We start from the raw sequence: 14,044 nt of genomic DNA, 5'->3' as shown, positions 1-14,044 counted from the left end.
TCCATGAATTAATTCAGCCCATTTTTATAGGCTGAGTAGTTACAAATAAGTGAGGATAGCTTTTCTTTGAGTGTGTTAACTTCAAGCGTTAGCACGTCAACTTGCTGGGTAAGTGAACTGACTTGTTGAGTGAGCACATCAATTGTTTTCACCTGCACACGAGTTATCTCCCAAAGTTGATTGATCAACGTTTGAGCATCTTTGATATTAGTGGCTTGAGGTGCTTTATCATTCATACTGCTATGATAAAGCCTCAAAAGGATCAAGCAACTCGATCCTTGAATGTATTTAAAATAATTTATTTAGGCTGAGTAGTTACAAAAAATTAACTTAACTAGTTTGTGAGAATTTAGTTGCCCACGTCAGTTGACCAAGTCAGTTTTGAACGAAGGATTTAGTATTCATAGTCTTTACCTTTAATACGTTATGATCACTTATAAGTATAGACAACAATTAACAGGAACAGAGCCAAACAAGTATACTCTGAACTTGCATGGTCGCGATGCCAAATGACTCTTTTAAACCCACATGTCAGTAGCTAGGTTTCTCTAGTTTTTATTTTAAGTATTCTTTAATAAATCGCTTCAACTCTACACAGGATTTTGCTATTAATTCATCTAATAGACGTAACTGTTGTGCTTGAAGCGGCTTATTCTGGCAATAAGGCTCTAATTTTTCGCATCTGTGATGTAATTTAATGAGTCCTAATGAGATCGCAGCACCTTTCAATTTATGTAATTTTTGTTGCTGGTATTTGGCTGATAACTGATGAAAATCGTTATATTCACTGTTGGCCTGCTGGTAAAATAGCTCAGCCAGTTGAATTATTTTTTCACGGCCTAAGTATTGAATATCTTCTTCTAATGTATTGCTATTAAATAGTGGTTTACCATTATTGCCGATATTACTTAAAAGTAAAGTTTTATCGTCCTTACTATTTTCACAACTGTGAGTGTCGCTATTTTTCATGACTGTATTTAATGTGGGTTTAAGTTTTTTCATTTGTATAGGTTTTGCAATAAACCCATCAAAACCTGATTCAATGTAGGTGGTAATATCTTCAGTAAATACATGGGCGGAAACCGCAATGGTTTTAAAGGGAATGTCTTTTTCTTGTGCGATGCTTTTTAGTCGTTTTGAAAGTGTTACGCCATTAATATCAGGTAAATTGATGTCCAATAATGCTAAATGATAATCTCCACTATGCATCTGCTTTAATGCTTCTGATCCAGTTGTTGCGCTAGATACCTGATGGCCAAGTTTACTCATTAAAGCACAGGCTACATCAAGGTTAATTACATTATCTTCTACTATTAACACGTTATATTTTTGCGACGGGAGGTGTACTGAAGTAGATTTGAGGCTCTGTAATAGGCTGCTTATCAATGGTCCTTTATCTAACTCTATTTTGAAAGAGAAACAACTTCCTTTATTCTCTTCACTTATTATTGATAACTCTCCCTGCATCGCTGCGACTAAACGTTGGCATATGGCTAAACCTAAGCCAGTGCCGGTTGCTGTTTGCATATTTTCTATTTGAGTAAACGCTTGAAATACAGCGGTTTGTTTATTTTTGGCGATACCACAGCCTGTGTCTGTTACTGAGAATGTAATTTCTGATGATTCAGCGCTTTCATTACCCTTTGATGATATTGCTAAAACGATACTACCTTGCTGCGTATATTTAATGGCGTTACTCATTAAATTTATGAGTATTTGTCGTAATTTACCTAGGTCTGCATAGTACTGGATGTTGCTATCAAAATTAATATCAAAATCTAATGATAATGATTTTTTCATGGCTCTTGCTTGCATTAACTCAATCACATCTTGTCCCAGTTTTACTAAGTCTATGGCACGAAGAGAAAGCTCAATATGGCCCGCTTCTATTTTAGAATAATCAAGAATATCATTAAGAATTTCCAGTAAACTTTCACCAGAATAAAGTATGGTTTGAACATATTTTTGTTGTTGTGCTGTAAGAGTTGTGTCTGCTAATAATTCTAGAGTGCCAATCATACCGCTCATTGGGGTACGTATTTCATGGCTCATACTGGCTAAAAAAACAGACTTTGCTCGATTTGCTTGCTCGGCTTGCTGTTTAGCGACTGCGTGTGCTTTAGATTCTTCATTTAATTTATTATTGGTGAGGAGTAGTTCATTGGTTCGAACGCGGATAAGTTGTTCAAGGTTGTCTTTATGTAAGCGTAGCTCTTTCTCTATTTGTTGTTGTTTAAATTCAAGAGCTTGTTTTTTAATGGCTTGTTCACGGAACACATCCAAGGCATAAGCCATATGCTTAAACTCTTCATCCTTCGAGGGTTCAACGGTTATTTCAAGATTACCAGCAGCCAACTTTTCAATGGCATCAGTGTGCTTTCTTAATTTAAAGATAATGCCTTGATAAACAACTCTCCACATCACCAATATAATTACAATGAGAGATAACAACGCGCTTATTAAAAAAATATTCTTAGACCAATATACTAAATGTTTATGCTGGGAACTGGTTTGTTTAGCTAACTCACCTTGTTGTTGGACTAAGTTTAATATCTCTTGATTCAAATGTTTGAGCTGATTAGAAATATGATAGTGAAGTTTATTCTGTTCATTATTGAGGTGAATGAAACGTTGTTGTTGCAGGATAAAGTTATCAAACTGTGTCATTTTACTTAACGCTGCTTGCGCTAAATTAAGTCGGTAGGGGTCTGATATCTTTTCTACGAGAGCCATGATAAATGATAAATGTATATTTTTTTGTTTAATAAGCTTATTTAATGGTTGATATTGCGATGTAGTTTTTATTAGATTGGCTATTTGTTCGAGTTCTAAAGAGTGGCGCTCTAAGGCTGACATTTTATCGAGTAAATCTAGATCTTCTTCAATGATTAAATCGATTTCTTGTTGTGCGTGTGACAGTTTGTTTTTTTGTTCTATCAAATCATAAAGTCCTGACAGATGGACTATCGCAAAGGTACTTGCGTTCGCTACCTGTGAACGAGATAAAGTGGCAATATCATGAACTGAGGCTTTTACTGTATTGAAGTTTTGGTTCAAGAGTTGGGTATTGTCAATCTTGTCTTGTGCAAATTTATCGAGCAGAACGATATTGTCACTAATTTTATTTTTAAGAGCTTGTAACTGTATCAACTTTTTATTATTGATCTGAAGTGATTCAAGTTCGATAAATTCGTTTTCAATGGATAAATTAAGTTGCTCAAGTTGTTGACTATAAAGTTGACGTTGTTCTTCATCGACGGTGTTTTTTAATAAAGTCGCAGTATGGGTGATCTGTAAACTAATATTCGCTAACTCTCGAGCACTAGATAGTATGGGCAAGGTTTGTTGTGTTATGGTATTACCCGTATTTGCAATAAGGGTAAGGCCATTCCAAGCCACTACACTGATAAAAAGTAATAAGCCCGCTACAAAACTAAAAGCAAATAGCAGTTTGTTACCTATGCTGTGTCTAAAGTGCACGCTTGCGTCCTTATACGATGACTAATTAATTAAGATTGAGTTGATTTTGAAAACACTACCCGTTCTGCTAACAACAATGTTTACTGCTTTATTTTATTTTTCACCTTTTATTCATGCTGGGCAGCAGATAACGAATGAAGATGATAACACGCAGAGTCAATTTAAAGTTTGTACCATCTATCCGCATCTCAAAGACTCTTATTGGTTAAGTATTAATTTTGGCATGACCGAGCAAGCAAAACAAAGAGGAATTCGATTAAAAGTACTTGAAGCGGGTGGTTATGGAAATATAGAGGTGCAATTAAAACAAATTGAACAATGTATTACTTGGAAAGCTGATGCTATCCTGATTGGCTCTGTTAATTTTGATCGCTTAAATGAACGTATTGAACAGGTAAATAAGCAGATACCTGTATTTTCACTGGTGAATGAAATTGCCACTAAAAAAATAACAGGTTCTACTGGCGTAGCTTGGTATCAAATGGGGTATCAATTAGGTGAATATTTGGCTAAATATCATCAACAGCACAATCCACAAAAAATAGGACAGCTAGCCTGGTTTCCTGGGCCTAATAATGCTGGTGGTAGTCCAAACTTAACGGCTGGATTAGAAGATGCATTAATAAATAGCAATGTCAAAATTGCCACTATTCAAGCAGGACTTAACGACAAAATAATTCAATTTACTTTATTAAAAAACACATTAATTAATTATCCCAATATTGACTATTTAGCTGGCAGCGCAGTAATGGCTGAAATCGCGGTCAGTGAAGTTGCTCAGTTGCCTGAAAATAAACGACCTAAAATTCTAAGTCATTATTTCAGCCATGGCGTTTACAGAGGTATTAAGCGTAAAAAAATATTAATGGCAAACTCAGATCAAATGGTTTTACAAGGTCAAATGGCGATTAATCAAGTGGCTGATTTTTTACAAACAGGTCAATTTAACGCGCAGCAAGCACCAAATATTATTTATATTGATCAACATAATATTAACGAGTTTGATGCTGATTTGTCATTATCGCCAAGTCATTTTAAACCTGTTTATGAAGTGGGTATTGAATAGCGTTATAGTCATTAATCATTCTAACTTTTTGCCCATGATTATAAACGGTACTTATGAAACAAAAAAATAACCTTCGCCATGCACAGTAATGAAAATTTGCGGGTCTTTAGCGTTGTTTTCAATTTTATTTCGAAGCCTACGAACGAGCACATCAATGGTCCTATCATTTGGTGTCTCAACGCGGTGATCAATAAGGTTAAGTAGCCGTTCACGCGTCATTACTCGGCTTGGGTTGGCAACAAAAGCCACTAACATATCGTATTCAGCTTTGGTTAATTTTATTGGAATATTATTTTTAAGTAACTTACGCTTACCAATATCAAAACTACATTCCCCGAATCGAAACAGTTCATCATCAGACTCAACAATGCTTTCTGGTAATGTTTCTTGTGGTTTCGTTAAGGATATTCTCCACAAAACATTTTTGACTCTAGCCAACAGTTCTCTTAATTCAAATGGTTTTGTCACATAATCATCTGCACCCATTTCTAAACCAATAATCTTATCAATTGAATCACAGCGACCGGTCACTAATATGATCCCGATAGTAGATTGACTACGTAAACAGCGAGTTATCATTAAGCCATCTTCACCTGGCAGATTAATATCCAACATAACGAGATCAATGTGGTGTTTTTCGAGTATTTCATTCATTTGAGTTTTATTTTCAGCTTCACTAACTTGGTAGCCGAAGTGTTGAAAATACCCAACTAATTTTGCGCGTGTTATTGCTTCATCTTCAACGACTAAAATGTGCTTATTATACAAGCCATACTCCATCTAAATTTTTTTATTAAGCTGAATATTAATCATATGTTTAGCTAACATATGCCTTAACAAGTACTAATGAACAGCACATTGGTTGCTGTAGGACACATCATGGGTCGTTCATTAATGATAGTTATGATAATGCATGCAGTAAAAATGATGCTGATTAATATCAATAATGTTAGCTAATGTTATTTAAAATTATCTAAAATTATCTAAAAGCATCTAAAAATATTAACTTTAAGTGATTTGGGTTTTCACTTTTGATTGAGTGTAAATGTTTTTTGATATAAGGATTGAATGCTTATTATCCTAATAAAATACAACTTACTCTACTCTTCACTATTCGACTCATTTCATTTCTGTTCATATTTTTTCACATTCTTAAATAAGTTGTCTTTTTTACCGTCAACGTCATTCACATCTTCTCTTTACACTAGTGCAATAGAGATAATTTTTTAATTAATGAAAGGTGTTTCACTATGACAACGAAACAGATAGAAGAATCAGATAGTAAAAAAGGCAAACACGAGGAACTAAAAGCACTCGGTTTTATCATTGTTTTTTTATTTCCAATATTAAGTATTTTCGCTATCGGGGGCTATGGTCTGATTATTTGGTTAATTCAAATATTTGGCGGCGTAGTTCCTCATTAATTTGCGATAAGAAATAACATATAAGGAATAGAAAATGAAATGGTTAATCAACATTTGGAAGACACTGAATAAACCTGCCAAATACCTAACATTGGGTTCAATTAGTCTTACCGCTTTTGTGATGGGAATACTTTTTTGGGGAGGATTTAACACCGCGTTAGAAGCAACTAATACCGAAGAGTTCTGTATCAGTTGTCATAGTATGGAAAGTAAACCTTACCAAGAATTACAACAAACAGTCCATTGGTCTAATCATGCGGGTGTCCGTGCTACTTGCCCTGATTGTCATGTGCCACATGATTGGAGCCGTAAAATAGCGCGTAAAATGGAAGCATCAAGTGATGTTTGGGGTTGGATTTTTAATACCGTCAACACTAGTGAAAAATTTGAAGATAAACGTTTAGAAATGGCTTCTCGTGAGTGGGCTCGTTTCGATCGAGATGACTCTCTAGCCTGTAAGAATTGTCACGAGTATGACTCAATGAAGTGGGATGAAATGTCTACTTTAGCCCAAAAACAAATGAAAAGAGCGGCGGAAAAAGATCAAAGTTGTGTTGATTGCCATAAAGGTATTGCGCATAAATTGCCTGATATGGGCGATGCAAGAGCACCGCAATTGATTGCTGAAGTAGGAAGCGGAGAAAGTCAGTTTAGTAATGATGAGTACTATTTTAGTGCGTTAACAAAACCACTTTTCTTTAGTCCAACGGGCGATGTTGAAGCAGGTACGTTAAATGTCGCGACCAAAGTTAAAGTATTAGAAACCAATGGTAATCGAGTGAAAGTGACGATTGCAGGTTGGCGTAAAAAAATTGGTGCAAGCCGCGTTATATACTTTGATTTTGGTATTAATATGTTGACGGCTCAGTTATCAATAGAAGCAGCCAAAACGGAAGGTGTGATCACTCCCTTTGAAGAAAAAGAAGATGAGTTAACCGGTCTAAAATGGCAACGTGTCGAAACAACTTTATGGACAGAGAAAGAATACTTGCTTACGGAGCAACAACCCCTTTGGGATTATGCGCGTACTACGTTTAGAAAAAGTTGTAGTGTATGTCATACGCAACCAGATGAAGCACATTTTGATGCGAATACATGGCCAGGTATGTTCCAAGGCATGATAGCGTTTGTCAATATGGATGACGATACTCAAGCTTTAGTACAAAAATATTTACAAACACATTCATCTACTTTTGTTAAAAAAGAACATTAATCGGAGTTAAATATCATGAAAAGAAGAAGCTTTTTAAAGGGTATATTAGCCGCCTCTTACACTATTGCTACTGCCACTTCTGTATTAACGCCTTTAAGTGCTTTAGCAAAAACAGGTGCAGCAAAACGTGATGATTGGTTAACGACAGGTTCTCATTTTGGCGCTTTCAAAATTAAGCGAAAAAATGGTGTCATTGACCAAGTCAAACCTTTTGATTTAGATAAATATCCAACGGATATGATCAATGGTATTAAAGGGATGGTTTATAACCCATCACGAGTTCGTTATCCAATGGTTCGTTTAGACTTTTTATTAAAAGGTCATAAAAGCGATACCACTCAGCGTGGGAATTACCGTTTTGTTCGTGTGACATGGGATCAAGCATTAACATTATTTAAAAACTCATTGGATAATATACAAACCAATTACGGTCCATCGGGTTTACATGCAGGGCAAACAGGTTGGCGAGCAACGGGACAATTACATTCTAGTACCAGTCATATGCAGCGAGCTGTTGGGATGCATGGTAATTTTGTTAAAAAAATTGGTGATTACTCAACAGGTGCAGGTCAAACAATTTTACCTTATGTGTTAGGTTCGACTGAAGTGTATGCTCAGGGGACTTCTTGGCCGCTTATTTTAGATAATGCAAACACCATTATTCTTTGGGCAAATGATCCCTATAAAAATTTACAAGTTGGATGGAATGCAGAAACTCATGAAAGTTTCGAGTACCTAGCTCAATTAAAAGAAAAGATTAAACAAGGCAAGATACGTGTGATCAGTATTGATCCAGTGGCGTCAAAAACACAGGATTATTTAGGTTGTGAAAAAATATACGTTAACCCACAAACCGACGTCGCGTTAATGTTGGCTATTGCCTACGAGATTTATAATAATGATTTACATGATAAAGCATTTATTGAAGGTTACAGTTTAGGATTTGATCGTTTTGTTCCTTACCTTACAGGGGAAGAGGATGGAATTCCTAAAACAGTACAATGGGCTGAAAAAATAACAGCAGTACCTGCTGACGTTATTAAACAACTAGCTAAAACGATGGTTGTGGGTCGCACTCAAATATTAATGGGCTGGTGTATTCAGCGTCAACAACACGGTGAACAACCTTATTGGATGGCTGCCGTGTTAGCTACTATGATTGGACAAATTGGTTTACCTGGTGGTGGTATTAGTTACGGTCATCATTACTCAAGTATTGGTGTGCCAGCAACAAAAGCTTCTGCACCTGGTGGTTTTCCACGTAACTTAGATGAAGGTCAAAAACCAATTTTTGATAGTACGGATTTTAAAGGTGCAAGTAGTACGATACCAGTCGCACGTTGGATTGATGCCATTTTATCTCCGGGTAAAGTGATCGATGCAAATGGTGGTAAGGTTACTTACCCTGATATTAAAATGATGGTTTTTTCTGGGAACAATCCTTGGAGTCATCATCAAAATCGTAATCAAATGAAAAAAGCATTCCATAAATTGGAGTGTGTTGTATCGATCGATATTAATTGGACTGCGACTTGTCGTTTTTCAGATATTGTATTACCAGCCTGTACAACCTATGAACGTAATGATATTGATATCTATGGTAGTTACGCTAAGCGTGGTGTGCTTGCTATGCAAAAAATGGTCGATCCTTTGTACAACAGCTTATCTGATTACGAAATATTTACGCGCTTTGCAAAATTATTAGGTAAAGAGCAAGAATATACACGTGGCATGACCGAATTTGACTGGTTGAAGAAGCTTTATAACGATTGTAAAGATGCGAATAGCGGTCAATTCGAGATGCCAGAGTTTGATCAATTTTGGCAAGATGGTTATGTCCATTTTGGTGAGGGGGAATTATGGACTCGACACGCAGATTTTAGAGCTGATCCGGAAATAAATCCGCTTGGAACACCGTCTGGTATGATTGAAATTCACAGCAGAAAAATTGAACGTTATCAATATGATGATTGTAAAGGTCACCCTACGTGGATGGAAAAAAGTGAGCGAAGCCATGGTGGCCCAGGTTCAGATAAACACCCAATTTGGATGCAATCTTGTCACCCTGATAAACGTTTGCATTCACAAATGTGTGAATCAAAATCCTATCGAGAAACCTATTCTGTTCAAGACAGAGAGCCTGTTTATCTGAATCCTGAAGACGCTAAACATCGCGGTATTAAAGATGGTGACGTAGTCAGAGTATTTAATGATCGTGGGCAACTACTTGCTGGTGCAGTTATCAGTGATAATTTCCCGAAAGGGGTTATTCGTATCCATGAAGGTGCATGGTATGGTCCAGTCGGTGATGATGGTAGTACTGCCGCAGGTGCTGAAATTGGTGCAATATGCAGTTATGGCGATCCAAATACGTTAACTCAAGACATAGGTTCTTCTAAGTTAGCACAAGCTTGTTCTGCCTATACTTGTTCGGTGGACTATGAGAAATTTGTAGGACATTTACCACCAGTGACGTCATTTAATGGACCGACAGAGATTGCAGTATGAGCCAATTAACAAAACAAGAAGTCACCGAAATTGCGATTGAAAATCAGGCGAGGGCGGTTATCTATGAGTTTCTTTCATCACTTTTTGCAACAGAGCTAGATGAAAGTTTGATCAATCAATTGACCTCTGTACAGGGACGAGAGTTTTTAAGCTCTGTTGCCCTTGAGCCGAAATTAGCAGCAAGTATTAACACCATTGTTAATAAGTTAATGGCACTTAATACAGAGCAAGCTCGACTTGAGTTAGCCGCAGATTTTTGTGGATTATTTTTAATTGATGGTAAAACCTGTGCTTCTCCCTATGCAGGGCAGTATATAAAAGATGATTTGAGTAAAGTAGATACTGGCGAAAATATTAAAAAATCTGATAGAGCATTAGTATTTGGTGAATTACACCAGTTAATGATGACCTATCTAGAAAAAAGTAATATACAAATCAGTAGTGATTTTCCTGAGCCTGCTGATCATATTGCGGTAATACTCGCCTATCTTGCACATCTTAGCTTACATGCAAGCCACGGCAGTCAAGTAAACTTTATTAATGTTTATGTATTAAGTTGGTTAGGTGACTTTACTGAACAAGTAAAACTGCATGACCCAAACGGCTTTTACACTGCGGTGGCAGAGTTAACACTGCAGTGGGTAACGTTAGATATTAACCAATAGATGTTAATAAAAAGGTGTTAGAGAATAAATAGCTTAAATTATTTATTTTTAGCCAATATAATGCCAGTGACCCGTTAATCTTAACTTGAAATGTTAACGGGGCACTGGCTTTTTCATTACAAAAAAAGATTATTCAGCTATATAGTTGAATTGGTATTAATAACCAATAAGTCTCAGCAAATTCTCTGTAAGCGTCTAGCAAAGCACACCTAGTATCGATTTTCTGATTCTTTAAAAATATCTGCTCAATAATAAATTCGGAGCAGATACTGCAAACTTACAGAACAAGCTCACAGTGGTACTAATGTTGAATTCTGCCAATGCCATAATGTATCTATTACCACTTACTATAAACAGCGCACTTTATTGGCAGAGGGCTTGCCTAAAGCATCTTTACCAACACAAACACCAAGACCCACAGCATCACGCTTTGTCCAGGTAAAACAAACCACTGAAATCAGCGCTCAAACTGGTCGCTGTAGAAATGGTCATTACTGACCACCCCCCGCACAGATCCGGACGTGCGCTGCTAACGCATCCGGCTCCTACCTCGGGTATTTGGCGCAAAAGCGTTGTTCCGGATAAGGATGTACAATCCTAGGTTTTGGTAGCCAATATCTCACATAGCATTTAAATCGCTCCCAAGTCATTCGGTGCCGCTGACTACGTCGTCTTAAGCTTTTCAACCATAACTTCTTCACTTCCTCAACAAATTGACCGATTTTATGGGCATTGTAAGGCACACCATAATAGTTAATATGCCCTTGGATCACTCGCCGTAGCCAGCGACCTGTTTCCCAGGGCTTATTATGGAGTCGTTTTCGAAGTTCGTGTTTTATCCGTTTTGTCTTCCGTTTTACGATAACTTCATGCCGATATAGTGCGTAAACCCCATAAAATCAAAAGTTCCCGGTTTACCTCGTGACGATGAGATAAAAGCGACGCAATCTATAGCAAAAAAAAGGACCGGCTCCAGAGCGTATGAATACCGAGTAACGGGGGGTTATTTACGCCTGTTGAGCGCAGAATGAATGCGCTCAATCAGTTCTGTTTTTTTATTATTGCGACGAAGGATCTCGATGACAGTTTGACGATGAATAAAATACTCACTAGTTACAAAGAGCAATAGTCAGTTGAAAAAGGGGGGGGCTTTTTAAAAAGCCCTGATTTTTTTAAATAATAGAATCTTCATCAAAATTCCAGAGCGGATAGAAGCATTATTGATGTTCTACGCCTCACTGGAGCACCAGCAAATTATTATTGGCTGATAGAAGAAAATCCCAGGCAAATGTATTCTTAAAACAGGCGTGGAACATCAGTTTTATTGCCCATGGAGCACCAAAATAATTTGGTGGATATGGATTAGAAGGGGCTGTCCAGTTTATGGAGTCAATTGGTTTAACACCAGGTTTTTTGATGGCCCTATTCGCAGGTAGTGCAGAGTTTTTTGGTGGTTTATTCATTTTACCTGGATTATTAACTCGTCTCATGGCAATTGTACATGCAGTGACAATGGCTGTAGCAATATTGACGGTACAGGTAGAAAATGCGCTATTTATGACAAATAATAGGTATGAATTTGGTCTGTTTTTATTTGCCTCGAGCCTTTCATTAGCTTGCTCGGGTGCAGGGAAGTTTACTTTAGATAGTTTTATAACAAAAAAAAGGATTAAGTAAAATGTGAAAGGGGGGCTATTTAATGAAATATTTAAACAATTTGAGTTATATAATTTATTAGTCATTAAATAGCTGCTAACACCCTCTACTCTTGAATTCGCTCTCCTTTACCAATTTATTGAGGTATTAAAGGGCTAGAGATGTAAATCACCCGCTCTTTCAGGTTGGTATGTGATATTTGATATTTTTACTTTAAGTGTGCCTCCACCGGGTTTTGGCCTCTCTATTTGTTCACCAATAGCGAGGCCAAGTAAGGCACTGCCAATAGGAGCTAAAATAGAAATTTTCTTTCCACTTAAATCAATATCTTTTGGATAAACTAACGTTAATTCTAAGTCTTCTTTTGTCGAGTCGACGATAAAGCGCACAGTAGAGTTCATTGTTACAACGTTTGTAGGTATTAGTTGAGGCTTAACGATGTTTGCCCTAGCAAGTTCTTTTCCAAGGTAGATTTTCCCTGGCAGCCTCTTGTTGGGTAACCTTTCAATTAGAGACTCTAATCTTGATGCATCTAAAGAAGAAATTGTTATTTCTGGTTTTGTATTCATTGATTTCTCGATGTACTACTTAATTTTAAATGTAACAGTAAAAACTGCGTATTAAAACGCAGTTGTCCAAAGTTATTGAGAGGCTGGTACTTATCTAACCTTCTTTTTTCTTGGTTTAGTAACGCCTTTATCGGCAGATTCTTTTTTTAATTTTCGTTTTTCTTTCAACGTTAAGGTTGGTTGTTTTTTTTCATTCTTAGCCATTTAATTACCCATTGATAAATAAAAAATAATAATAATTCGTTTAATTAAAAAATTAGAAATTTAAACATTCAATAGACATCTTCCTCCATATTAATTTTATTAATAACCAAAGTTAGAAAGTTATAGATATAAAATACAAAAAGCCGTAAACGCACCTCAACTTGAGAATGTAATGTTTAAAAAGACTTAGTTTATGAAATTAGTATTTGTATCGGTGGAGATACATGGACGCGAAAGCGTCCCTTTAAGAAGGGAATTTTAGGGCGAAGCTCCGTAAGAATAAAATATAATTTGATACTGCTATAATTTTTTTCATAAGGCCAATATAGCAGTTTAAATTATAACTTCAAGTCGATAAGTAACTTTAAAAGAGTTTAAATAAAGGCTAAGCCCTTTGTGTTTAGGGCATTGTTTTATTGTTTTTATGGGGTATTTTAGAAGGTCGAAAAGTAGTGTTAAGATTAATTTTAATTTAATCATGTAGCGGTATCGCTATATAATGTATTTGTAATGATGTTTTATTATCAATAGGATTTTGTTGTGACGGAATAACATTGACCATAAACTCGTATGTTGTTAAGTCCTAAGTCTCAACTAGGATGGTAAGTGCCAGTGAAATGTTGTTGAGGCATTCTTGCAGCTATATAAGTTTTGGAATAAAAGCTAAGTTTTGATTCAGTAAATACTACACAGCTTAATCAGCTACTCAGTTAAATGAAAGTACTCTAATTATAATCTGGCTATTTAAAGGTAAAGGACTAAGTGTTTATTTTGATATAAAAATTTAAAGTTAAGTACTCTAAACATTAAATCACTTCTTTTCTAAAATTTTACTAGTTAAGCTTGAAGATATTATTTAAGTTGCTATATTGTCCCGATGAAAACTTTTATATCAGTACCATATATCATTAACTTCTTAAGGAGCTTCGTCCCAGGGCTAAATCATGAAAAGCCTAAAAAATGAACAGCGTTTTTATAAAAATAAAGTGACAGATATCGCACGATCATTCTTATCACAATGATCGACTAGCAGATCACATTTAGCTGTGATCTTATGCTTCTCTTTGAGTTAGAGAGAAGTCACCAATGAATGGATTAACCTTGTTAGATCATATTTCAATAATCAGAGAGCATCGCCAAGAGTGGAAAGTTACGCATAAATTGCCTGAAATTTTGTTTCTAGCAATTACTGCAACCATTGCTGGTGCTGAAGGTTGGGACGAAATATCTGATTTTGGTGAAGATAATATAGAATGGTT

General features: G+C 36.2%; 10 protein-coding genes and 2 pseudogenes. 8 read left to right on the top strand and 4 right to left on the bottom strand.

The genetic code is table 11. The annotated features are described in order from the left end of the window. Positions 1-8: 8 nt before the first annotated feature. The gene (locus H592_RS0119830) at positions 9-236 is read right to left on the bottom strand and encodes a hypothetical protein (RefSeq protein WP_028870301.1); all 228 of its coding nucleotides are present in this window, start codon (positions 234-236) and stop codon (positions 9-11) included. Between the two features lie 319 nt (positions 237-555). Beyond that, positions 556-3,480, bottom strand: coding sequence for a TMAO reductase system sensor histidine kinase/response regulator TorS (torS, locus tag H592_RS0119825; protein WP_028870300.1), 2,925 nt, complete (start codon positions 3,478-3,480; stop codon positions 556-558). Positions 3,481-3,526: 46 nt separating this feature from the next. Between torS and torT the strand changes: the two genes are divergently transcribed. Continuing rightward, positions 3,527-4,546 (top strand): TMAO reductase system periplasmic protein TorT, encoded by a 1,020-nt coding sequence (torT, locus tag H592_RS22935; protein WP_245600458.1) that lies wholly within the window; start codon positions 3,527-3,529, stop codon positions 4,544-4,546. A 51-nt stretch (positions 4,547-4,597) separates the two neighbouring features. Here the strand turns inward: torT and torR are convergent, their stop codons facing one another. After that, positions 4,598-5,314 (bottom strand): two-component system response regulator TorR, encoded by a 717-nt coding sequence (gene torR / locus H592_RS0119815; RefSeq protein WP_028870299.1) that lies wholly within the window; start codon positions 5,312-5,314, stop codon positions 4,598-4,600. A 482-nt stretch (positions 5,315-5,796) separates the two neighbouring features. On the opposite strand from torR, the gene torE reads away from it, so the two are divergent. The 6 genes and pseudogenes from torE to H592_RS22930 all read left to right on the top strand — a co-directional run bounded on the left by torE (position 5,797) and on the right by H592_RS22930 (position 12,033). Then, the gene (torE, locus tag H592_RS0119810) at positions 5,797-5,970 is read left to right on the top strand and encodes a trimethylamine N-oxide reductase system protein TorE (RefSeq protein WP_028870298.1); all 174 of its coding nucleotides are present in this window, start codon (positions 5,797-5,799) and stop codon (positions 5,968-5,970) included. Between the two features lie 34 nt (positions 5,971-6,004). Beyond that, positions 6,005-7,183 carry a pentaheme c-type cytochrome TorC gene (gene torC, locus H592_RS0119805; RefSeq protein ID WP_028870297.1) on the top strand — a complete coding sequence of 393 codons (1,179 nt, stop codon included), beginning with the start codon at positions 6,005-6,007 and terminating at the stop codon, positions 7,181-7,183. Positions 7,184-7,198: 15 nt separating this feature from the next. Continuing rightward, complete coding sequence (gene torA / locus H592_RS0119800) at positions 7,199-9,691, top strand: trimethylamine-N-oxide reductase TorA (protein WP_028870296.1); 2,493 nt, start codon at positions 7,199-7,201, stop codon at positions 9,689-9,691. Further along, positions 9,688-10,356: a molecular chaperone TorD gene (torD, locus tag H592_RS0119795; protein ID WP_028870295.1), complete on the top strand. Its 669-nt coding sequence runs from the start codon at positions 9,688-9,690 to the stop codon at positions 10,354-10,356. The genes torA and torD overlap by 4 nt, the downstream gene beginning before the upstream one ends. 997 nt (positions 10,357-11,353) lie before the next feature. Beyond that, positions 11,354-11,606, top strand: a pseudogene (locus tag H592_RS24720) (IS1634 family transposase); the annotation flags it as partial. Between the two features lie 10 nt (positions 11,607-11,616). Next, positions 11,617-12,033, top strand: a pseudogene (locus tag H592_RS22930) (DoxX family protein). Positions 12,034-12,167: 134 nt separating this feature from the next. On the opposite strand, the gene rnk reads toward H592_RS22930, so the two are convergent. Next, on the bottom strand, positions 12,168-12,581 hold the full coding sequence (rnk, locus tag H592_RS0119785) for a nucleoside diphosphate kinase regulator (protein WP_028870294.1): 414 nt from the start codon (positions 12,579-12,581) through the stop codon (positions 12,168-12,170). A gap of 1,290 nt (positions 12,582-13,871) precedes the next feature. Here rnk and H592_RS22925 point away from each other — a divergent pair. Further along, positions 13,872-14,044, top strand: a 173-nt coding sequence (locus H592_RS22925; RefSeq protein ID WP_037072311.1) for a transposase family protein, incomplete at its 3' end; no start/stop codon positions are given.

It is taken from the genome of Psychromonas arctica DSM 14288, from assembly GCF_000482725.1.
Classification (GTDB): Bacteria; Pseudomonadota; Gammaproteobacteria; order Enterobacterales; family Psychromonadaceae; genus Psychromonas; species Psychromonas arctica.
The sequence above is the reverse complement of the archived record's forward strand: the minus strand, read 5'-3'. Positions and strand labels throughout refer to the sequence as shown.

Excerpts from the sequence above, each read along its gene's own strand:
- H592_RS0119830 (WP_028870301.1), bottom strand. The coding sequence starts at position 236 with ATGAATGATAAAGCACCTCAAGCCACTAATATCAAAGATGCTCAAACG.
- torE (WP_028870298.1), top strand. The coding sequence starts at position 5,797 with ATGACAACGAAACAGATAGAAGAATCAGATAGTAAAAAAGGCAAACAC.
- torC (WP_028870297.1), top strand. The coding sequence starts at position 6,005 with ATGAAATGGTTAATCAACATTTGGAAGACACTGAATAAACCTGCCAAA.
- torA (WP_028870296.1), top strand. The coding sequence starts at position 7,199 with ATGAAAAGAAGAAGCTTTTTAAAGGGTATATTAGCCGCCTCTTACACT.
- torD (WP_028870295.1), top strand. The coding sequence starts at position 9,688 with ATGAGCCAATTAACAAAACAAGAAGTCACCGAAATTGCGATTGAAAAT.
- rnk (WP_028870294.1), bottom strand. The coding sequence starts at position 12,581 with ATGAATACAAAACCAGAAATAACAATTTCTTCTTTAGATGCATCAAGA.